We start from the raw sequence: 20,981 nt of genomic DNA, 5'->3' as shown, positions 1-20,981 counted from the left end.
CACTCTGCCGGCCCAAGGAGAGAATGACCATGTCCACCCCGTCCCTGTCACTCACGCGGCGCCACCTGCTTGCCGGATCATTGGCTGCAGGCGCGCTCGGCTTGCTTCCTGCGAAGGCGAGCAGTGCGGTCGATAGTGAGGCTTTACGCCCCTTCCAGGTCAACATTCCAGACGAAGCAATCGTCGATTTGCGTCGACGTCTGGCCGCAGGGCGTTGGCCCGGTCGCGAGACCGTCCCGGATCAGTCTCAGGGCGTGCAACTGGCGACACTCCAGGACCTCGTCAGCTACTGGATGACCGACTACGACTGGCGAAAGGTCGAGGCCAGGCTGAACACGCTACCGATGTTCGTCACAGAGATTGACGGCCTCGACATACACTTCATCCACGTCCGTTCTCCGCATGAGAAGGCTATGCCAATGATCATGACGCATGGCTGGCCTGGCTCGATCCTTGAGTTCCTCAAAGTCATAGGCCCGCTCACCGATCCCACTGCGCATGGTGGTGCCGCAGAGGATGCGTTCCACCTCGTCGTACCCTCCATCCCCGGCTTCGGTTTTTCAGGGAAACCGACGACCACCGGTTGGGGCTCCGATCATATTGGTCGTGCCTGGGCTGTCCTCATGAAGCGCCTGGGATACGATCGCTATGTTTCGCAAGGTGGAGACTGCGGTTCGGTGATCTCTCATCGCATGGCGCTCCAGAACGTGCCCGGGTTGATTGGCATCCACGTCAATATGCCTGGAACCGTGCCGAAGGAAATCGCTGCCATTCTCGCCTCAGGCGGACCGGCTCCGAACAATCTGACGGAGGACGAACGGGCAGCGTTCGATGCTCTGGATACCTTCTACAAGGACAGCTCTGGCTATGCCGCCATGATGGTTACCCGGCCACAGACCATTGGGTATTCATTGGTGGATTCCCCGGTCGGCCTGGCTGCGTGGATCTACGAAAAGTTCGCCCAGTGGACCTACAGCGGTAAGCACCCCGAGAGGGTCCTGACCAAGGACGAGATGCTCGATGACATATCCCTCTACTGGCTCACCGCAACCGGAACATCCGCGGCGCAGATCTACTGGGAAGACCATTCGAACAACTTCAATGCCGTCGACATCGCTCAGCTTCCCGTGGCGGTGACGGTGTTTCCCGGGGAGATCTATTGCGCGCCACGGAGTTGGGCCAAGCGTTGTTACCACAACCTCGTCTACTTCAATAAAGCCGAGAACGGCGGCCATTTCGCGGCGTGGGAACAGCCGGAAATCTTCACCCGAGAAGTTCGGGCGGCCTTTAGGTCGCTGCGCTGACGAGCACTCACCTTCGTTAATGAGGAACGACGATATGACTGCACAGGCAAAACGGCTCTACACCGCCAAAGTCCGCACTACTGGCGGCCGGGATGGTGCTTCCCGCAGCTCCGACGGCAGGCTGGATATTCGGCTCTCGACGCCAGGCGGCACGGGAGGCGGTACCAATCCGGAACAGCTTTTCGCTGCCGGCTGGTCGGCCTGCTTCGAGGGCGCGATGGCGATCGCCGCCCGCAAGATGAACGTTGCACTGCCTGCTGGCCTGGCGATCGATGCGGAAGTGGATCTCAACACCGACGAGGGTGATTACTTTCTCAGCGCGCGCCTCAATGTGAGCCTCCCCGGTCTCGACCGCGACTTGGCACGAGCTGTCGTGGATGCAGCCCATCAGACCTGCCCCTATTCGAAGGCTACACGCGGCAACATAGAAGTCGAAATCAACGTCATTTAGCCCCGTTGGGTCGATCGTTGATCGAATCGCTGGCCAACGGCACACCGAAGGACACCAAAGCAATGAACATCGTCAGAATTCCGGAAAAAGTAGACCATCACCGCCGGCATCTGTTCGGCATCGCTGCCGCCACCCTGGCCGCGGCGCAGCTTGGCGCTATTGGCATTGCGCGTGCACAAGGTGCCGGTACGCAAGCCGCAACCTCCGGCGCAATAAAGCGACGAACATCATTTGCTTCGCTCAAGCGGATCAACGCGGGTCTGCTCAACGTAGGATATGCCGAGGACGGCCCTCCGGGCGGACCGCCGGTCATCCTTCTGCACGGCTGGCCCTATGATATCTACAGCTATGTCGACGTAGCGCCTTTGCTTGCGAACGCAGGGTACCGGGTGATCGTGCCCTATCTACGCGGCTACGGGGCGACACGCTTCCTGTCGGACACCACTGCACGGAATGGCCAGCAGGCAGCGCTCGGCGTTGACGTCATAACTTTGATGGATGCCCTGGGAATTCAGAAGGCCGTCGTCGCAGGTTACGACTGGGGCGCGCGGACCGCCAACATCGTTGCCGCGCTCTGGCCGGAGCGCTGCAAAGCGATGGTATCGGTCAGCGGCTATCTGATCGGCAGCCAAGCGGCGAACAAGGCTCCACTGCCGCCGCAGGCAGAGCTTCAGTGGTGGTACCAGTTCTATTTCGCCACCGAACGCGGTCGCGCCGGCTACGCCAAAAACACCGACGATTTCGCCAGGCTCATCTGGCAGCTCGCCTCTCCGCAGTGGAAATTCGACGACGCCACTTTCGCGCTGAGCGCGGCAGCCTTCGCCAATCCGGACCATGTCGATATTGTCATCCACAACTACCGGTGGCGGCTCGGTCTCGCCGATGGGGAACCGGAATACGATGACCTGGAGAAGAAGCTCGCCACGTCTCCAATGATCAGTGTGCCCACGATTACGATGGAGGGCGATGCCAATGGCGCGCCCCATCCGGACCCCAGCGTCTACGCCAAGAGATTTGCCGGCAAGTATGAGCACCGGCTGATCAAGGGCGGCATCGGTCACAACCTGCCGCAGGAGGCACCTCAGGCCTTCGCCCAGGCGGTCATCGACGTCGACCGGTTCTAGCCACTCGACAGAAGGATCATAATGATGAGACGCCTTAATCTCGCATTGGCCGGGCTGGCAGCGACATTGATCGGAGCCGCGGGCGCCGCGCTTGGAGCCGGTGCTGGTTCGAACGTGACGAATGCGTCGCCGATCTACGGCGTGACGATCCCCGACGGCTACCGGGGGTGGGAACTGGTCGCGCCGGCGCTGGAAGCGGACCCGCTGAACGAGCTTCGTGCAGTCGTCGGGAATTCGATTGCAAGCGAAGCATATCGGGCTGGCACGCTGCCGTTTCCGGATGGCACGGTCCTCGTCAAGCTCGCATGGAAGCGGGAGCAATCGCCTGAATTCGAACCCGCATCCGTTCCCGGCGCGGCAACAACCGTCCAGGTGATGGTCAAGGACTCGAAGAAATACGCTGCCACCGGCGGATGGGGTTTTGGTCGGTTTGTCAACGGCAAGCCCGTCGATGAGGCTCAGCACCAGACCTGCTTCGCCTGTCATGAGGCGAGCGTTCAGGGGCACGACTACGTCTTCACGCGGTTCGCGCCGTAGCCCATATATCGGCAGTGCTGCTGCCTAGAAAGGAAAAGGCCATGTCACAACGATGGCTGATTACTGGAAGTTCGCGCGGCATCGGCCGGGCCTTATCCGAAGCGGTCCTGGACGCGGGTCACCGCCTCATTGCAACAGCGCGTGATCCTGTGCAACTGGCCGATCTCACTGAGCGCCATGGTGAAGCTGTCCGGGTCACTGCGCTCGATGTCACCGATCCGTCCGCCGCTCAAGCGGCAGTCCACTTGGCAACAGAGAGCTTTGGCGGGCTTGACGTGCTCGTCAACAATGCCGGTTACGGCGATGTCAATTCAGTCGAGGACACGGATCTTGATGAATTCCGCAGACAGTTGGAGACAAACCTCTTCGGGACGGTCATCGTGACCAAGGCCGCCATTCCGATAATGCGTGAGCAGCGCCGCGGCCATATCATCCAGTTCTCATCGGTCGGCGGACGCGTCGGCGCTCCGGGTCGCGCTGCGTACTCTGCCGCGAAATGGGGTGTGGAGGGCTTTTCCGAGGTGCTTGCTCAGGAAATGGCCTTGATCGGCGTCAAGGTCACGATCATCGAGCCGGGGGGCTTCCGGACCGATTTCGCGGGATCTTCAACCTTGCTGAAAGACGGAAGGTCAGAATACGACGCGGTCGTGGGGGCCGCAGCTCGTATGCAGCGAGCTTTCAATGGCCGTCAGCCCGGCGACCCGGCGCGGGCCGCAAAGGCTATCCTCGAGGTCACTGCGATGGATCGGCCACCGTTACGCCTGCCGCTGGGTAGCGATGCCATAGAGGCAATCGAGCGGGCCGATCGTACGAAACTGGAAGAGCTCCGCCTCTGGCGAGAGCTGAGCCTGTCCACGGATTTCCCGCAGGAAACCAGCACGTGCGGCTGATCGCCGGAGCAATCCGACGTTCCCATCGCCTGCGCGCCCACCGCAGCCGGCCATTTCGATCAACCATGAAGGATATATCATATGAAAACACTGCTTGCAGTCTTGGCAATCGCCAGCGCTTCGTTCGGTAATGCTTATGCGCAGGCCGACAAACCCACCATCGTTCTGGTTCACGGTGCGTTTGCCGATTCCTCAAGCTGGAACGGCGTCGTCAAAATCCTGGAGAAGGACGGCTATCCCGTTGTGGCTGTCGCCAATCCGTTACGCGGCGTGAAAAATGACGCCGGCGACGTCGCCGACATCCTTGGCTCCATCAAATCGCCTGTCGTCCTCGTTGGGCATTCCTACGGCGGCTCTGTCATCAGCGAAGCGGCCGAAGGTTATGCAAACGTCAAGGCGCTGGTCTATGTCGCGGCATTCGCGCCGGATGCGGGCGAGACCACCGCGCAACTCGCCGGCAAATTTCCCGGCAGCACGCTTGGTCCGACCCTCGCGCCACCGGTCGCCCTGTCGAGCGGAGGCAAGGATCTCTACATCCGGCAGGACAAGTTCCACGAGCAGTTCGCCGCCGACCTTCCTGAAGCCGAAGCCAGGCTCATGGCAGCGACACAAAGACCCATTCAAGAAACGGCGCTGAACGAAGCCCAAACGGAAGCGGCATGGAAGCAGATCCCCAGCTGGTTCATCTACGGTGACGGGGACAGGAACATACCGCCGGAAGCTTCGGCTTTCATGGCTGCACGGGCACACTCGCGGGATACCGTGGTGATCAAGGGTGCCTCTCATGTTGTGATGGTTTCGAATCCCGAACCGGTCGCGGGGCTGATAGAGAAGGCGGCTGCGGAGGCATCGCGATGAAAGCAATCGTAATGAGGCGAACCGGGGGACCGGAAGTTATCGAACTTGTCGAGCGTCCGGAGCCCGTCCTTGCGCGTGGAGAAGTCCTGGTTGAGATTGTGCCGCGGGCGTGAATTTTATGGACACTGGCGTTCGACGCGGGCTCGCCTGGACGGATACTCCGAATCCGAAAGTGCTAGGCGTGGAGGGCGCCGGTCGCGTGATTTCGATCCGCGCCGGAGTCGACCGTTTCCGGCCTGGCGACCGCGTCGCCTGGGTTTAGGCGGGAAGTTACGCGCAGCGGGCAGCGATCTCGGGGGATGCGCTCGTTCCCGTGTCGGATTCGATCGACGATCGCACCGCCGCCGCGGTGATGATGCAGGGGCTCACCGCCAGCCACTTTGCCACGGACTTCTAACCACGGGGAGGGCGATATCGCTCTCGTGCATGCAGGAGCGGGGGGCCTTGGCCTGCTTCTCACCCAGATCATCAAGCTCAGGGGCGGTCATGTGATCGGCCGCAGGAACCGGGTGTTGCGAACCCTCGCAACCAACAATTCCAAAACTATTAAAACTGTGTCGCCTTCCCATCGGGAGGCAGGAGTGGCGAGGCTGACGATCAGGGGTTCGAACCGGGTTAAGGGTCACAGCCTAAGCCGCTAGCTTTGACCCCGACCGGGATCCCCCGGTCGGGCAGGCGCGCTCGTCCCCTCAAGAGACGCCGTTGAAGTCGCTGGCCGTCAGGTTGTAGTTGCCCTTCAGCATCAGCACGAAGTCGGCATCGGTGTTGCTGTCGACATTGCCGTGGATCACCGTGAACTCGTCGCCGTTCAGCACCTCGTGGGTGACCACCACCTGGCCGGCCGCCGTCAGCGAACCGCCTGCCGCAAGCGAGAAGTGCTGCACACCGGCACTGCCCGTATTGGCGTCGATGGCCGCAAAGTCGATCTTGTCGCCCGGCTGGAAGCCATGGATCGTGTCGCCATCGGCAGCGCCCGCCGACAGGAAGCGGAAGGTGTCGTTGCCGAGCCCGCCGTCCATGACGTTGACCGCAGCCGTTGCCGTGATCGTGTCATGGCCGGAGCCGGTGATGACGTTCTCGAAGCCGTAGACGACATCCGTCCCGGTCGAGCCCCCCGACACCTGGCCACGCTGCATGAAGCCGTTGCCGAGGTCGACCGCCAGGTTGGCGCTCGCCACCGCATAGTCCAGCGTGTCGATGCCCTCGCCGCCCCAGTACTGGTCGTCGCCGTCGCCGGCAGAGGCGATGATCCCGTCATCGCCGGCCCCACCCCAGACCTGGTCGTCGCCGGCCCCGCCCTCGATGAAGTCGGAGCCGCCCTCGCCATGGATCATGTCCTTGCCGGCATTGCCAAACAGCATGTCGTCGCCTGACCCGCCATGCAGCTCGTCGTCACCGGCCCCGCCCGTGACGCTGTCGTTGCCGTCGCCAGCCGTCACCACGTCGTCGCCGTCCTCGCCGCGCAGGATATCGTGGCCGCCATCGCCGACCACGATATCCCCGCCGCCCCCGCCAAGCACAACGTCATCCCCGGCAGCACCAAGCAGCACATCACCAGCCGCCGTCCCGATCAACGTCCGTGCCGCAACCGGAAGCGGATCCGTGCCACCGTCACCGGAGCCATCGTCACCGCCGCCGTCATCGCCACCCTGGTTCTGGCCATCGTCGTCGCCACCGTTGCCGCCATCATCACCACCGCCATTGTTCTGGCCGCCGTTGCCCCCATCATCGCTGCCGCCATTGTTGTCACCGTCGTCGTCGTTGCCGCCGTCATCGCCGCCGCCACCATTTTGACCATCGTCATCGCCGCCGCCGTTCTGGCCACCATTGCCACCATCATCACCGCCGCCCGGGTTCTGACCGCCGTCGCCGCCGTCTTGGCCGCCATTGCTTCCACCGTTACCACCGCCACCATTGCCAGGGTCGACTTCGAAGGTCGGCGTACCGGCGCTGGCAAAGGTGATCGAATGCGTACCGTTCGACATTGTGGTCATGCCGTTGGCTGTCGTCGATTGATAATCGGCCAGCGTCGACCCGGGCGCGAGCCGCACGATATCCTGCGGACGCAAGGTCCCGACGATCGTGTCGTGACCGCCATTCGAGGTGAACACGATACGGTGTGCCGATGTCAGCGAACTGATATCGACGGTATCGTCACCCGCCGAGCCGTCAATATGAACAGTATTGAGGTTCAGGCTCGTGCTGGCAAAATTGCCGATCAGTTGCACGGTATCACCGTTTGCGGTTCCGGGTGTCGGTGTCGTCGTCACCGTCGTAGTATTGATACGGATCTCCTCGATCTCGCTGAGTTCGGCAATTACGCTCGTCTGCACGCCCCCAATGGGTGGCTGAACGGTGCGCGTGATGACGATTTCGGCCGCGTTGGTCGCGGCAACCACACCCGCGGTCACCGCAGCATCATGGGTGTAGATCCGGTACGTCTCAGTTGACGCAGAGCCGTTGATGACGACCGTGTCCCCGACGGTTCCTTCCGTGCCACCGTTGATGACATCGCGACCGTCGGTCGCAATATCGAAGCCCAACAGGCTGGTCGCGCTCCAGCTAATGGTGTCGTCGCCGGCCCCGCCTGCTATGGTATCGTTCCCGGCACCACCGTTGAGGGCGTCGTTGTCATTACCGCCGTCGAGCGTGTCCGCGCCGGCGCCGCCGTTCAGGCTGTCATTGCCATTGCCCCCGTTCAACGTGTCATTGCCACCGCTGCCGTTTAGGACATCATTGCCGTCGTTGCCGTTGAGGGTATCAGGACCGCCGCGACCGTTCAGGAGGTTCGGACCGGCGGTGCCGTTGAGGGTCTCAACGGCGACGTTGGCATTGTTGCCGACACGCGCCGTCATCACCGATGTCACAGTTTCGGCAGTGCCACCCTGATCGGTGTAGTCGACGACTACGCGCACGAGCTGTCCGACCCGCGCAGCAGGAACAGCGAAGCTCTGTGTAGTCGCCAGTGTCGTCGACCAGGTGAGGCCCTCGTCGGCTGACGCTTGCCAGCGGAAACTGAAGGCGCCGAGTCCGTTCGGGTCGGCGATGCCGGTGGTGTTGGCGGTCAGCACGTTCTCGGCGCCGGTAATCGTCGGTGCCCCGGTCGGCGGGCGGTTGACGATCATCACATCGCGATCGGTGAAGCGCAGCGTCTCGATGTTCCAAAGCTTGTCGATGCCGTCGTCGCCATCGGTGGCATCGGTGTCTGTAACCGTCCAGCTTCCGTCGAGATTATGCTGCCATGTGTAACCGGTCGATACGCCAAAATAGATCGAGACGTCATTGGCGGTATTGTCAGTATCGCCATCAAGGATTTCCCTGATCATCTCGAGCTGGCCCGGATTGAGCGAGCGGTCAAGCATCGCCTGCGACATCGTCTTTCCGTCTGCCAGGTAGATTGGGCTGCCATCCGGGTTGAACCTCAGATTTCCCGCGGCATCAACGGCATTGACCTTCATCGCCATACCGTCCGACGTGCCGATGACCGCGCCTGTGCCGTCCTTGTTGGCATGCACCAGGATGCGAACGTTAAGCCAGGAATCACCATCGATGATGTCATTGCCGGCCCGACCAGTGATCCGGTCGCTGCCGCCACCTCCGAGGATAATGTTTGCGCCGGTGCTGGTATTGAGGCGGATGCCGGGATGGGTGACGCCGAACTCGTCGACGTCGTCGTCGTCAATGCCGGTCAGCAAAGCGCCCAAACCGCGAATGCGGTCGACGCCTTCCTGCGTCAACGCGCTATCGAAGATCGTGCCGCCGACGACTTCCGCGCCGCCCGCGCCGACCGCACCGATCGGCTCATTGCTGCCCCATAGCTGGTCGTCGAACTTCCAGCCGGAAAGACCTTCGGTCGAGTCAAAACGGTCTCGCAGCGTGAGATCCTGCTGGATGTCGAAGCCGTTGATTGCCGGAATACCGTTGGCCGCGATGCCGAGCGCCAAATCGGAATGGGCGGGATTGGGGTCGAACTTGTGGACGCCCCAGTCGAAGCCCAGCATGCCGTTGTTGCGCTGAATGCCGGGACCTTCGAACATGATGTCGTCGCCGGATTCGCCGTCGTAGTCTGTATCGTTGTTCTGGCCGTTCAGGATATCGTGGCCGATGATCGTCGAGTTGAAGAACAGCTGCGAGTTTTCACCTGATAGCGTATCGAAGCCATCGCCACCTTCGATCCAGTCATCGCCTTCGTTGCCCATCAAGCCTTCGTTACCGATACCGCCGAGAACGAAGTCATTGTCTCGACCAGCAAACACCTCGCTGCCATCGGTGCCGGCAAGAATGAAGTCCTGACCTTCGCCCCCGAAGATTGTGTTAAAGCCCGCACCGGCGCTGACGACGTCGTTGCCCGCGTCCCCGCGCAAGAAGTTGTCACCGAACGGATCGACAATGATGTCGTCGCCGTCACCGCCGAAGACCTGGTCAGACTCCGTCTGGGCGTTCAAGTAGTCGTCGCCAGCGTCGCCCCAAAGCGTGTCGATGCCGCGGTCGCCGATCAGCGTGTCGTTGCCTTCCGTGCCCCCTAGTACAACATGCTCGCCGCCGCTGAAGCGCAGATAGCCGCCGTCGCCCTGCCCGTCCCCGTCCACGTCCGCCCCGGGATTTATGCGCGTAACCTTGGGATCAATCGCCTGGAGGATGTCACTGTCCTGCATCGGATCGGCAGAACCTCCCGCCTGGAAGATCGCGTGCCCAGTGGCATCCAGAACAAGATTGGTAATCTGCTTGATCGTGGGATCTAGTTCGAGAATGAGGTCCGGCGTGTCGAACAGCGTGCCCGGCAGGTGCGAAGAATGCGTGTCGCCGAGATCGGTGTTGCGCATGACAAGAGCTGCGAAGGTATTGGGCTCCAGTTCGTTCAGCAAGTTCAGACCCTGCAGACGGCTGAGGTAGTAGAGCCGGTCGCCATTCTGCAGCTTCTCCATCTGGTTTTCGAAGACATAGTTGAAGGTCGAGCCCAACATGCCACCGAATTCAGTCTTGCGTTCCGCCAGGCCGCCGATCCAGAGATCGACGAGGTTGAGGCCAGATTCTACGCCTGCCCAGGCACCGGTACTGTTGAGGAAGGCGATGCGATCGGCAATGCTGGCACCGATGACTGTTCGATCATCGGCCGCTGTGCTCGGATCTCCCAGGATGGTTTCCGTAGTGCCAAGCACCAAAGCGGTCGCGACCGCACGCTTGCCCTCCAGGGTCGTTTCAGCGAGGAGCAATGGATGTGTACCGTATGCGGCGATAAAGTTGACGATCGACAGCGGGTTCTTGAGATTTTGGGCGTAGGCCAGCCAGTTGTCATACGGCTTCAGGTCAATGTTTCCGCTATCGTGATAGAAACCTGCGCGAGCGACGTTGAAAGCTGGAACACCGGTATCGCGTCCGCGGGCAAGATTGAGTGCGGCAAGATCGAGCGGCAGACCGAGGAGGCGATTGCGCAGCGTGTCGACGACAAACTCGTCGATCTCGTTGCCTGCCTGTCGGGTCATGCCGCGAATGATCGCGCCCGCGGCTTCCGAAGCCGTGATGCCGCTAGCCTCGAATGCCTGCGGATTAAGGAATCCGTCGAAGAGCGCGATGTCATCGGCATTCATGTTGATATCGAGCCGATCGATCGTGTCGGTGAGCATCGAGTGTCCGAAGCGATAGACGACATGCGCGAATTCGGCGACGATCGCCGGATTGATATCCGGTGTGTTCGTAAACACGAATGGATTGACAGCCGGCTGAACCTTGCGGGCGAATTCCTCGAAGACAAGGTGCTGGTATTCCATCTCGGTTACGAATTTCGCCGATTGGAACAGGCGTTCGCCGTCCCAGACGAGCGATCCGGTGTTCGCGGGTGTCGGCAAGGCCGTGATTTGATGGTCCTTGTCCAGCCACTGATTGATGAAGGCAAGATCGCCTGAAGCGAGGATCGTCTGCTTGTTCGCGTCGACAAGCCGGTTGTGCTCGGAATGAAAGATGTTGTGAACAGCAGTCAGGCCGATATTCTCGTTGCCGCGCCCATCACCTGTAACGAAATGCGCGTCGAGCATTTCATTGTCGTAGGTCAGTGGGTTTCGGTCATCTGCAATCAGGTCGGCCGCAGTGATCTCGCCGTCGAGATTGACGTCGGCGAGATCGGCCAGGTCAATGACGCCGTTGTGATCGGCATCCTTAATCTGCCCGGCGCCGGCAGCCAGGTCAGCCGCATTGATCACACCATCCCCGTTGAAGTCGAGAACATCCGTATCCGCAACCTGCCTGACCGCAGGCGTTCCGGGGTCATGGTCCGTGTCGACCATGACCGGTTCTGCGTGATGGGCAATGTCGTTCAGGAACGCATGACCGGTGCGGAGCGCCGTTGGGGGGATTGCCAGCCCCGTTGCCGTGCCTTCCAAAAGCCAGTTGGTGGGATGAGTTGCATCCGGCGGCATGACCAATTGCGCAAAGCCGTTCGGTCCGCGGATGAATTCGCCATAAGGGTCAGTTGCGAGCAGCGGCACGTTGAGAACATCGTAATCATCGACAATGAGGCCCAGCATGGTCTTTGCCTGAGCCTTCGTATCAGCCCAGGTAGCGATGCCTCCGTGGCTGCCGTCCAGCAATTTTCCAGTCGAGACGGCGTGCGAGTCGAGTGTTCCATCGCCGTCGGAGTCAACCGAGAAAGCATATTGGCGCAGGAAAACCTGATGCGACGGATGGGAGGTGTAGGTCTGGTTCTGATCTACCCATGGCGTCGTGGTGTTTATCGTTTCATGATGCGTGTCGTCGGCCGTTCCCATGATACCGTCGGCACCGGGACCATCGACCTGCGTGCTGCGGGTAAGGGCCATGAAGTTGGGCGCCCCAGGCGTTGGGTCGTATAGCGGATCATCGGGCTGCAATGGGACGAAGACCGTTCCGTTGCTGCCTTTCGTGATCAGATCAAGACCATGGTCGAAGAACTGACCGAAGAAGGTCATCCAGCCGTTGAACTGCGGCGACAAGCCGACATCAGGCGATTGGTTCGGAATATTCGACAGGTCGGCGTTCGTCAGCTCGACATCGTTGGGATTAACTGCCTCTCCGGGCGCAACCGGGTTCATGCCGGGATGGGCATCTTCCCAGGCGGCAACGGATAGCGGATTGGCAAACCACGCGGCGATCGCCGCTGGGTTGGTTACGGTCATATCGACTATGAGATTGCTGATCGTGCGCGGGTCGGCGTCGACGACGCTTCCTGACGAACCATAGTCAGTGTTGGTCAGCACCGGCGCAGGCGGCGGCCCGAACGGCAAGCTGTCTCCATCCTGATCATTGAGGAAGTTCGGATCGAGCAAACGCGGCAGAATCTGGTCCGCCGCGCCGACAAACTGTCCGCCGGGCAACAGGTTGTTGTTGCTGCCATCGACGTGGCGTAGACCCCAGGGAAGAATTGCGGCATTCGGCCCGATGATCGATTGCAGGCTTTCTCCGGCAACTTCGCGCTCGGCGACGATGATCTGCTTCAGAATGTAAGCAAGGTCGTCCTGGTTGACTGTGAAATTCGGATTCTGCGTGGCCATGTCGATCCCCTCTCCCGAAAAAAAGCCGCCCGTCGGAAAGGACCTTCATCCTTTCCGTTCAAATCGGCAGACAACAAATGACTGTCGGAAGTTGTATATGTGCGTAGGGGCAGTTATCCAGAGTACAAGGTCCATCGAATATTGGCACCAACAGGACAGTCGACATCTGTCACAAAGGTCTAAACGTCGTCGGACACAAGTCGCGATATCGGGGGACTAAAGTCCGATGTTGGTAGGCGGGCGTCCGGCATGGCCTTTGCTCATTTTTCCGAGCAAAGAGCGCCGGCCCGCCTCTGGTTCCATTCATAAAAAATCAACAAGCCTGGACCTTATCGCGCGCGTTCATCGGCGTTCCGCGCTGGTGTCGTGCGCCGACACGCTGGGGGAAATGGGTGCCGCTGGCGATGCAGACCAACTCCCGCCGCGTCCACGGCGGTGTTACGCGAACGATGCTGGACGTCTCCAACGGCCGCCTCGATAGCCGCATTCCACTTCGAGACGCTGATGACGATCTGGATCATGTGTTCAAGCAGATAAACGACGCGCTTTCCCGCCTGGCCGGCCTTGTCGAAGGCATGTGTCAGGTCAGCGCAGACATCGCTCACGAGCTGAAGACGCCGCTCAACCGACTGAGAATGACACTGGAAGAGGCCCGCAGGGTCCACGAAAGACGTCGCCGCACTGCTTGAGGAAGCGCACGGCGAGAGCGGCCAGATAAACGCAACCTTCGAAGCGCTCCTGCGAATATCTCAAATCGAGGCGGGGGCGCGGCGTCTTAAATTTCATTCAGTCGACCTTCGAGACATTTTGCTCCTGATCGATGATGCCTACACCGAGGTCGCGGAGGACAACGACCAGACCTTGACGGTCGAGGAATGCGTGCCGACCCTCGTCCAGGGAGATCGCGAACTGCTCATCCAGATGGTCGTCAACATAGTGGAAAATGCCATCACCCACTGCCCGCCCAAGACCAAGACCAAGATCAACGTCTCCCTTCGATGGGAACACAACTTCGCGGTCGTAAGTATTGCAGACACGGGGACCCGGTATTCCTTCCGCTGAGCGAGAGAAGGTATTCAGCCACCCTTATCGGCTGGACAACAGTCGAACCACACCAGGAAGCGGGCTCGGACTGAGCCTCGTGAAGGCGATCGCAGATCTCCACGGCGCGCAGATCGACGTGGAAGACAATCGTCCGGGTCTGAAAATTTCGGTCCGGCTCCAGGCCGTCTAGTGTTTCAGGTGCTCGTCAGCATTTGATGGCATTGCTCCCTGTATTCCAGTTTTAAGGACCACAGGGCGCAAATGGTTTCCAGGCGTTTCTCGATGATAACAGCATGCCTGGCATTTGCCGGCATCGCGACCGCTTTATATCCGGCGTACTTGCAGCTGGCCGGAAATTTTCACACGGTCATAAAAGGCGAACTCTATCGGTCCGCTCAGCCGAGCCCCCGTCTGTTGGAAACCTATGTCCGGGAAAACGGCATCAAATCGATCATCAACTTGCGGGCAAGCGGTGACAAGGGGACCTGGTACTCCGCGGAGGTGGCAACCAGCCAACAACTCGGCGTCACCCATGTCGACTTTCCGATGTCTGCTTCGAAGGTGATGTCGTCCGAGCGCGCTGATGAACTCGTAAAGCTGATGGCCTCCCTTCCCAAGCCCATCCTGATCCATTGCCAGGCGGGAGCGGACAGGTCGGGCCTTGCTGCGGCGCTCTACAGCAACCGAATAGCCGGTCGCGATGAAGAGACCTCAGAAGGGCAACTGTCATTCTACTTCGGGCATGTCAGCATCCCTGGGCTCTCCGCGGCGTACGCAATGGACGAAAGCTGGGAAAATTTCGAACAGCACAGCCCAACTGCGGGTTAGTTTCCAATTAAAAATGAGCGCGCTGGCGCTTCGCGATCGCAAGAGGAACCGCAAAGTTGTCAGATCGCAAGGACAGTCTATCGCAGCGGCTTGTATGGCTCTGGACATCAGGCTTGCGCCAAAGTGGACCCACGGGGACCTTTGTTGAGGGCCCCGTGGTCCGCCTTCAGCCCCTATGGGCTGCGGTCATTTCTTTAAAGACACCAAGCTTCTTCAGGGAGCTGGTCACTCCCGTGAGGGCGAGGACTGCAACGAAAAGTGCCACCAGCACAATCGCGTAGGAAAGCTCCTGCTGCGTAATCGTGTCGGCGGCGACCCGATAGAACTCCGTTGCCAGGACCGCGATGAGCGTCGACGACATAGTTGAATAGTCCTTGGCGATGACCCGTTTCCAGTTAAATGCCATTCCCTCCGTAGAGGAGGAAAACGCACTGAGCTTGAGACCCCACCTTGGAACATCACGGCAATAGGCGCCATAACCCTCGCCGAACTTGTTGGCGAGAAACTCCTCTTCAGCGTAGACGATGCACTGGTAGATGAACGCGAATAGCAGGCATCCAACGACGACGACGACTGGATTTCCGTGGAACAGGAAAAGTCCCGAGTAAACGAGCATATTCCCGACATAAAGAGGATTACGGCAGACGCCAAACATGCCTTCCGTGACAAGATCATCGGCATAGACCCGTTTGTTCAAACCGCCTCGCCTGATGTAGGCATACCCGACTACGGTTGCACGCAATGCCAGCCCAGCCAGGATAATGACCAGGGCGATGGCGTCCTTCCACCGCTCGAGTTGTGCGCTTCCAAATGTCGTCACCGTGGGTGGCGATGCGACGAACAGTGCGACGATGATCAGCGGGAAAGCCTGGTTCCGGTACTTGAAAAAGAAGGTCCCGATTTTGAGCATCACATTCTTCATGGTATTCCGCCTTACTTGATCGCGACAATGCCGCAGAAATTATACCAGCGGAAGAAGACTTCCGTGCTCTTGAAGCCCACCTCACGAAGCAGTTGAATGTTCTCCTCGAGGCGGTAAGGAATGAGGACATTTTCCAAGGCTTCACGCTTCTTCGATATCTCGATGGAAGAGTAGCCGTTGCGCCGCTTGAAATCATAGTAGTGGTCGATGAAGAGGCGGTTGAACGTGGTGTCCTCACTCGTCAGCTTTTCGATCAGCAACAGGCAGCCGTGTTCGTTTAGCCCGTCGTAGATCGTCTTCATCACGCGTTCGCGAAAAAGCGGTCGCACGAACTGAAGGGTCAGCAGCATTGTAACGACGCTCGCGTTTTCGACGGAGAAGCCGCGATGAAGGTCGGCCGTGACCAAGTCGATTGATCGGTTCGTACCGGATTCCTCGATTTTCTCCGCCGCCTTCTTGAGCATGTCCGGAGCGTTGTCGATTCCGACGAAATCCACGTGGTTGTCAACGATGTGGTCCAGCGCCAGCAGCGTGGTCGCGGTCGAGCAACCAATGTCATAGAGGCTCGACTGCGGCTGGGCAAAATCCCGCGCGAGTTCGCAAACCATCCGCTGCATCTCTCCGTAAAACGGAACTGAGCGGCTGACCATGTCGTCGAAGACGTTTGCAACGGTCGAGTTGAAAGAAAAGTCCGCAACCGCATCGCGTTCGTCGGCAAAAACCTCGTCACGCGAATTCGTATGCAGAACAAGACGGTTAGACTGGTCGGTCATATCCGCTCCAAATATAGCAAATGATGATGGGCGTGCCTTTCCCCAAGACACACCCGGCGCGTAGCGATTTGGCCACAAAAGCCTGACGGTAACCTGAAAGCCTACCGCTCACGTCGATGGAGAAAGAAACCGCCTGAAGGCAAGCCAGCAGGTCAGCGCCCACACGCTGCCCGCGAACCAACCAAAGAATACATCAGTAGGGTAGTGCACGCCAAGGTATATTCGGCTGAGGCCGATTGTGCACAGCAGCAGGCCGACCACCATGAAGACATATACCTTCTGCGCAGGACTGCGCAGAAATCGGACCAAGACGGCAGCCAACGTCAGGTATGTTGCAGTCGAGACCATGGCATGACCGCTGGGGAAACTCGCATCGGCGACGGAAACCAAATGGGTGACCACATCCGGTCGCGGTCGCGCTATCCATATCTTCAAGGCATTGCTGCACAGCCATCCGCCAACAAGGCCTGCTGATACAAAAAGCGCATCAACGGGACGACGACCGATCAGGAGGAATCCGACCGTCGCCAAAACGATCAACAGAAGCACGGCCACACCGCCGAGGCTGGTGTAGTTTACCATCGCGGTTCCAAGCCAAGCCGGACCTACAGGTCGGGTAACGTCATCGGCGTGCCTCAGCGAGAGAAGAATCGCCTGATCCCAACCAAGAGTATCGCCCTCGCGGACTTCTATGGCCAGGTGCAGCAGCGGAACTGCCAACAGCGGCAATGCGATGGGAGCAGCCCGCAACGCTGAAGTCCAATTCAGCCGCACGCGAGTACTGTCTAGAGGCCCCTTCATTGCCTGATGTGCCTTATTCGCGAAGAAAGCTCATTCAGATCGAAAGGCTTGACCAGGAAATCTGTGGCACCTCCCCTCATGCCGGCCAACCGATCGCTGTATTGATCCTGTGCCGTCATTATGATCACCGGAACCCTTTCACCCCCTCCACGGATGTCGCGCAACAGCGAGAGGCCGCTGCCGTCCGGTAACCGGAGATCCAGAAGCACAAGGTCGTATTTTTCCGACACAAGCTTGCGGGAGGCATCCGTCAGGTTGACGCACCAGTCCACGTGGTGGCCATCAGCCTCCACGTGCGCTGACACTGCGTCCCCGATTTCGACGTTGTCTTCAACGACAAGCACGTTCACCCGGCTATGCTCCTATCGTTCTCGTTGCCGTCGTCAGGAGTTCCCGCGTGTGCATGCAGCGAACACGTCGAGCTTGCGGTCGTACACAGAAGTCGACACGCTCATCATGCCAAGTACGCTGTGGAAGAGATTGTCGTGGGACGTCGGCGACGACGTTTCCTTTCGAAGACACGAGGGATCCAGGCCCATGGATTTCGTGAAATCGTCGTCAAACCAGGTCAGGAACGGCACATGTGTCTGCTGGGAGGGCGCAAAAAGGTACGGCGTGCCATGGAGGTATAACCCCTTCTCGCCCAAGGACTCCCCGTGATCCGACATATAGATCATCCCTGCGGCCATCTGGCCCGACCGGGCCTTGAGACGATCTATCACCGTCGCAAGGAAGTAGTCCGTGTACAGGATGGAGTTGTCGTAGGCATTGACGATCTCCCCAGCCGAACACTTGCCGAGTTCCGGCGTGCGACAGTCGGGAACGAACGTACCTTGATGCTCGGGATATCGGAGATAGTAGGCGGGACCATGGCTTCCCAGTTGGTGCAGCACCAGGACGCTGTCGCCCTTGACGTGGCTTAGCCACTGGTCGAGCTTGTCCAGGAAAATGCCGTCGAGACACTCTCCCTCCTGACAGAACCTCGGATCCTTCGAGCCCGCCAGATCGAGGTAATTGATGCGATCAGCGACACCCTTGCTTCCAGTATTATTGTCGAACCACGCAATGTCGATCCCGGCATGCGCAAGCACGTCAAGGAGGTTCTCGTTGCCCATTGCCTTGGCGTGGCTGAAGTCCGACCGGCCGAACCGGGAAAACATGCAGGGGATTGACGTCGCCGTCGCCGTTCCGCAGCTCGTCGTATTCGAGAAGTAGACGACGTTGCGGGCCTTCAGTTGCGGATTCGTCTCGCGTTCGTAGCCCCCAAGCGAGAAATTCTCGGCGCGCGCAGTCTCGCCCGCGACAATGATTGTCACGCGAGGCTTGTTGATAGCGGTCACCGGCGGCCTGACGGCAGCATCGACCCCGACAGGCTGAACAACGATCGCGGCTTCTTTGCGCAAACTGAGGAAATATCGCGCGGTGCTGACGATCGGCGTCACGGGGTTGAAGCTTTTTGTGATGTCCCTCCGCTCTCTGACGGCCGCCGTATACTCGCGCGAGTAAGTTGCACCACAGACGCTGAATATCGCGAGCGAGGCAAGGATCGCGACAACGTTCCAAACGACCTTTCGCATGAACGGGTGGTGGTCGACCTTCACCCAGCCGATGAGCATCGATGGCAAAATGCCGAAGATGGCGACATGGACGATGAGATCGGGGGTGATCAGATGCTGGGCTTCAGCGGGCGTGGTTTCCATCGCATTGCGAATCATGTCGCTGTCGATGACCACCCCGAAGGTGTCAGTAAAATGGGCGGCCACCGCTGCAACCATGACCAGAAAGATCAAAAAAGGCTTGATCAGATACTTGGTAGAAAACGGCGTGACGGCGGCGACGAACAGCGCCGCCATTGCGAGATACAGCGCCCACAAGGGACCGCTGCCGCTACCGAGATAGTCCGAAGCCTTCTGCCAAAATGTGTTGTTGCAGGAAACAAGAATGTAGCAGCTAGTAAGGATACAGAGCTGGATGCTGCCAATCCTCGGCCGCATCGAGCTCACATTTGCAGGCATTTTCGTCAACTTTAACTCTCCGACGCAAACCTGCTTTTGGAGAGTATTGCTGACAATTACCTGAAATCGGCAAAAGCCGCCGAGCAAGTAAAGACCAAGGCGGCCGCGTGCTTCGCGCGGTCGCCTTTCACCTTCATGACATGCGTCTATTCGCAGACGCGGACGCTTTCCACGTGCCAGCCACCGTCATAGGCGTTCTGCACGCCGCGATCCTCGACCCCACAGTGCAGCGCGCAGGCGGCGGACCGGGATCGACACAACGTGGTTCATGGTTGTTGGCGATTGCACCGCCTACCAGTCCGCCAATGACGCGGCGGCAATTTCGCCTGCCACGGCAGCACCTGTGTTGTTATGATGATGGTGATGTGATCGGGCAAGCGTTGGTTCGACAATACCTGTACTTGCGGCAACGACCGCAATGACTCCTGACAAAATGAACTTCTTCATCTTCCCGTCTCCAGATCTGACATTCTCGCCCGGCACCGGCTCCGCGCTGCGCAAAACGCGTGGGTCCTAAGCTACCGGATGTTCCAGAGAGAAAACGCATGGAACCCCACAAATGGTTCCATGCTGATTTTGACGCGATGACAAATATTACTGCAAATACAATGAACTACATGCGAAAACGCCCAAGGAAATAGCCCGGCCGCATACGAAGGCAGTCCGATGCCAGACTGCCCTCCCCTGTCAGGCGGCTTGATCAGTCTTTGAATTTGCGACGCGCTGCCCTGGCGACGCTCTCGGCGAGGATGAGCAAGCATCCAATGAAAAGGATGGCCGCACCCAGTAGTCCGTCGATGCCCGCATATTTGACGAGCCCCCCCGTAAGCGCGATCAATAGGGTTGCAAACAGAGCAAGCGCCCCGTCATCGATGAACAGGCCAACCGTTTCTTTCAGGATTATTTTCAGGATGTTCATCGTGCGACCTGCTTCGTATGGGTGTCAAAATACTGTTGGAGCATCCGAACCAAGCCGAACGACACGACGATCAAAACGGTGAGAATTGGGATCAGTGAAAGGTCAGCTCCCGGCCACTCGGCGCCGATACCCTCGCCGACCCAGAAGATGCCAAACGCGCTGAGGAGCAGGCCGACGACGAACTTGAGGCTGTTTTCGGGAACCGTGGAAAGCGGCTTGTGCACGAACAGGCCGATCACGAGAATGAGGAGGCAGGCTGCCAACGCGCCGATACTCGCATAGCCGATCATGCCGTGGCCAGCACCCGTTGCAATGACGATGAAGACCACCTCCACGCCTTCGAGCAGAACAGCCTTGAATGCCGCGATGGCGGCCAGGACGTTCGCGCGCCTGTCGGATGCCTGACGTCGAAGGTTGTCCGTCTCTTCTGCGAAGACCTTCTCTTCGTCATGGAGCGCAATGAAGCCGGAGGCACGCAAAATCGCCTTGCGAAGCCACCGCAAACCAAAGAGGATCAGCAAGCTCCCAATCACGAACTGCATGAGTTCGATCGGTATCATTCCGAGAAGCGGTCCGAGCGCGAGCACCAGGATCGCCAGGACTGCGAGGGCAAGGCCAGTTCCGATGAACGCCGGACGCCAGCTTTGGGTCACGCCCACCGCAAGGATGATTGTAAAGGCTTCCACGACCTCGACGAGGGAGCCGAGGAACGACGCCGTTATCGTCGAGGTTATGCTTGTTATCGTCGTCATTTGATCTGTCCGTTTTTCTCGGTGGTGTTCATGCAGGCAACACAGTGCAGCGCTCCGGCGGGAGCGAGAATGCGAGCGGCGAGCCCGGCTGTTCGCGACGCGGCCAGTCGATGCGCACCACGTCGCCTCCCACCCTCACTTGAAGCCTCCAGCAGCGCCCATGAAAGGCACTGTCGAGGACCTCGCCGGTCAGGTTGTTATCGGGATAATCGGTAGCTGGCCGGCCATCTTCGGGCCGGA

General features: G+C 59.4%; 15 protein-coding genes and 3 pseudogenes. 9 read left to right on the top strand and 9 right to left on the bottom strand.

Annotated features, from left to right (window positions below):
• Positions 1 to 29: 29 nt before the first annotated feature.
• The 7 genes and pseudogenes from FHT71_RS19555 to FHT71_RS19525 all read left to right on the top strand — a co-directional run.
• The gene (locus FHT71_RS19555) at positions 30 to 1,304 is read left to right on the top strand and encodes an epoxide hydrolase family protein (protein WP_132589544.1); all 1,275 of its coding nucleotides are present in this window, start codon (positions 30 to 32) and stop codon (positions 1,302 to 1,304) included.
• Between the two features lie 34 nt (positions 1,305 to 1,338).
• Entirely contained in the window at positions 1,339 to 1,755 is a 417-nt protein-coding gene (locus FHT71_RS19550; RefSeq protein WP_183721513.1) for an organic hydroperoxide resistance protein, read from the top strand.
• A gap of 77 nt (positions 1,756 to 1,832) precedes the next feature.
• Complete coding sequence (locus tag FHT71_RS19545) at positions 1,833 to 2,879, top strand: alpha/beta hydrolase (RefSeq protein ID WP_132589773.1); 1,047 nt, start codon at positions 1,833 to 1,835, stop codon at positions 2,877 to 2,879.
• Positions 2,880 to 2,903: 24 nt separating this feature from the next.
• The gene (locus tag FHT71_RS19540; RefSeq protein ID WP_132589775.1) at positions 2,904 to 3,416 is read left to right on the top strand and encodes a cytochrome P460 family protein; all 513 of its coding nucleotides are present in this window, start codon (positions 2,904 to 2,906) and stop codon (positions 3,414 to 3,416) included.
• 41 nt (positions 3,417 to 3,457) lie between these two features.
• Positions 3,458 to 4,306, top strand: a complete 849-nt coding sequence (locus FHT71_RS19535; RefSeq protein WP_132589548.1) for an oxidoreductase — start codon at positions 3,458 to 3,460, stop codon at positions 4,304 to 4,306.
• Positions 4,307 to 4,387: 81 nt separating this feature from the next.
• Positions 4,388 to 5,164, top strand: coding sequence for an alpha/beta hydrolase (locus FHT71_RS19530; protein WP_132589550.1), 777 nt, complete (start codon positions 4,388 to 4,390; stop codon positions 5,162 to 5,164).
• A pseudogene (locus FHT71_RS19525) lies at positions 5,161 to 5,664 on the top strand (alcohol dehydrogenase catalytic domain-containing protein); the annotation flags it as partial. The gene FHT71_RS19530 and the pseudogene FHT71_RS19525, both read left to right, overlap by 4 nt.
• 189 nt (positions 5,665 to 5,853) lie before the next feature.
• Here FHT71_RS19525 and FHT71_RS19520 read toward each other — a convergent pair.
• On the bottom strand, positions 5,854 to 12,687 hold the full coding sequence (locus FHT71_RS19520) for a peroxidase family protein (protein WP_183721510.1): 6,834 nt from the start codon (positions 12,685 to 12,687) through the stop codon (positions 5,854 to 5,856).
• A gap of 446 nt (positions 12,688 to 13,133) precedes the next feature.
• Between FHT71_RS19520 and FHT71_RS19515 the strand changes: the two are divergent.
• Both FHT71_RS19515 and FHT71_RS19510 read left to right on the top strand, forming a co-directional pair.
• Positions 13,134 to 13,921, top strand: a pseudogene (locus tag FHT71_RS19515) (HAMP domain-containing sensor histidine kinase); the annotation flags it as partial.
• Positions 13,922 to 14,013: 92 nt separating this feature from the next.
• Positions 14,014 to 14,559, top strand: a complete 546-nt coding sequence (locus tag FHT71_RS19510) for a tyrosine-protein phosphatase (protein ID WP_132592578.1) — start codon at positions 14,014 to 14,016, stop codon at positions 14,557 to 14,559.
• Positions 14,560 to 14,725: 166 nt separating this feature from the next.
• Here the strand turns inward: FHT71_RS19510 and FHT71_RS19505 are convergent, their stop codons facing one another.
• The 8 genes and pseudogenes from FHT71_RS19505 to FHT71_RS19470 form a co-directional block, all read right to left on the bottom strand.
• Positions 14,726 to 15,481, bottom strand: coding sequence for an isoprenylcysteine carboxylmethyltransferase family protein (locus FHT71_RS19505; protein ID WP_132592580.1), 756 nt, complete (start codon positions 15,479 to 15,481; stop codon positions 14,726 to 14,728).
• Between the two features lie 11 nt (positions 15,482 to 15,492).
• On the bottom strand, positions 15,493 to 16,254 hold the full coding sequence (gene cmoA / locus FHT71_RS19500; RefSeq protein WP_132592582.1) for a carboxy-S-adenosyl-L-methionine synthase CmoA: 762 nt from the start codon (positions 16,252 to 16,254) through the stop codon (positions 15,493 to 15,495).
• Between the two features lie 108 nt (positions 16,255 to 16,362).
• Positions 16,363 to 17,004: a phosphatase PAP2 family protein gene (locus FHT71_RS19495; RefSeq protein WP_246718046.1), complete on the bottom strand. Its 642-nt coding sequence runs from the start codon at positions 17,002 to 17,004 to the stop codon at positions 16,363 to 16,365.
• A 47-nt stretch (positions 17,005 to 17,051) separates the two neighbouring features.
• Positions 17,052 to 17,405: a response regulator gene (locus tag FHT71_RS19490; protein ID WP_132592586.1), complete on the bottom strand. Its 354-nt coding sequence runs from the start codon at positions 17,403 to 17,405 to the stop codon at positions 17,052 to 17,054.
• A gap of 33 nt (positions 17,406 to 17,438) precedes the next feature.
• Positions 17,439 to 19,070 carry a phosphoethanolamine--lipid A transferase gene (locus tag FHT71_RS19485; RefSeq protein ID WP_165933155.1) on the bottom strand — a complete coding sequence of 544 codons (1,632 nt, stop codon included), beginning with the start codon at positions 19,068 to 19,070 and terminating at the stop codon, positions 17,439 to 17,441.
• A 146-nt stretch (positions 19,071 to 19,216) separates the two neighbouring features.
• Positions 19,217 to 19,517: pseudogene (locus tag FHT71_RS19480) on the bottom strand (hypothetical protein).
• Between the two features lie 253 nt (positions 19,518 to 19,770).
• Positions 19,771 to 19,989, bottom strand: a complete 219-nt coding sequence (locus FHT71_RS19475) for a hypothetical protein (protein ID WP_132592590.1) — start codon at positions 19,987 to 19,989, stop codon at positions 19,771 to 19,773.
• A complete protein-coding gene (locus FHT71_RS19470; protein WP_132592592.1) occupies positions 19,986 to 20,741 on the bottom strand; it encodes a COG4280 domain-containing protein in 756 nt (251 codons plus the stop codon). The genes FHT71_RS19475 and FHT71_RS19470 overlap by 4 nt, the downstream gene beginning before the upstream one ends.
• Between the last annotated feature and the right edge of the window lie 240 nt (positions 20,742 to 20,981).

This window comes from Rhizobium sp. BK060 (assembly GCF_014193145.1).
Lineage (GTDB): Bacteria > Pseudomonadota > Alphaproteobacteria > Rhizobiales > Rhizobiaceae > Rhizobium.
The sequence above is the reverse complement of the archived record's forward strand: the minus strand, read 5'-3'. Positions and strand labels throughout refer to the sequence as shown.

Bases quoted from the DNA above. Each gene is read 5' to 3' on its own strand.
- FHT71_RS19535 (WP_132589548.1), top strand. From the start codon at position 3,458: ATGTCACAACGATGGCTGATTACTGGAAGTTCGCGCGGCATCGGCCGG.
- cmoA (WP_132592582.1), bottom strand. From the start codon at position 16,254: ATGACCGACCAGTCTAACCGTCTTGTTCTGCATACGAATTCGCGTGAC.
- FHT71_RS19540 (WP_132589775.1), top strand. From the start codon at position 2,904: ATGAGACGCCTTAATCTCGCATTGGCCGGGCTGGCAGCGACATTGATC.
- FHT71_RS19550 (WP_183721513.1), top strand. From the start codon at position 1,339: ATGACTGCACAGGCAAAACGGCTCTACACCGCCAAAGTCCGCACTACT.
- FHT71_RS19555 (WP_132589544.1), top strand. From the start codon at position 30: ATGTCCACCCCGTCCCTGTCACTCACGCGGCGCCACCTGCTTGCCGGA.
- FHT71_RS19485 (WP_165933155.1), bottom strand. From the start codon at position 19,070: ATGCCTGCAAATGTGAGCTCGATGCGGCCGAGGATTGGCAGCATCCAG.
- FHT71_RS19475 (WP_132592590.1), bottom strand. From the start codon at position 19,989: ATGAACATCCTGAAAATAATCCTGAAAGAAACGGTTGGCCTGTTCATC.
- FHT71_RS19470 (WP_132592592.1), bottom strand. From the start codon at position 20,741: ATGACGACGATAACAAGCATAACCTCGACGATAACGGCGTCGTTCCTC.
- FHT71_RS19520 (WP_183721510.1), bottom strand. From the start codon at position 12,687: ATGGCCACGCAGAATCCGAATTTCACAGTCAACCAGGACGACCTTGCT.
- FHT71_RS19510 (WP_132592578.1), top strand. From the start codon at position 14,014: ATGATAACAGCATGCCTGGCATTTGCCGGCATCGCGACCGCTTTATAT.
- FHT71_RS19505 (WP_132592580.1), bottom strand. From the start codon at position 15,481: ATGAAGAATGTGATGCTCAAAATCGGGACCTTCTTTTTCAAGTACCGG.
- FHT71_RS19530 (WP_132589550.1), top strand. From the start codon at position 4,388: ATGAAAACACTGCTTGCAGTCTTGGCAATCGCCAGCGCTTCGTTCGGT.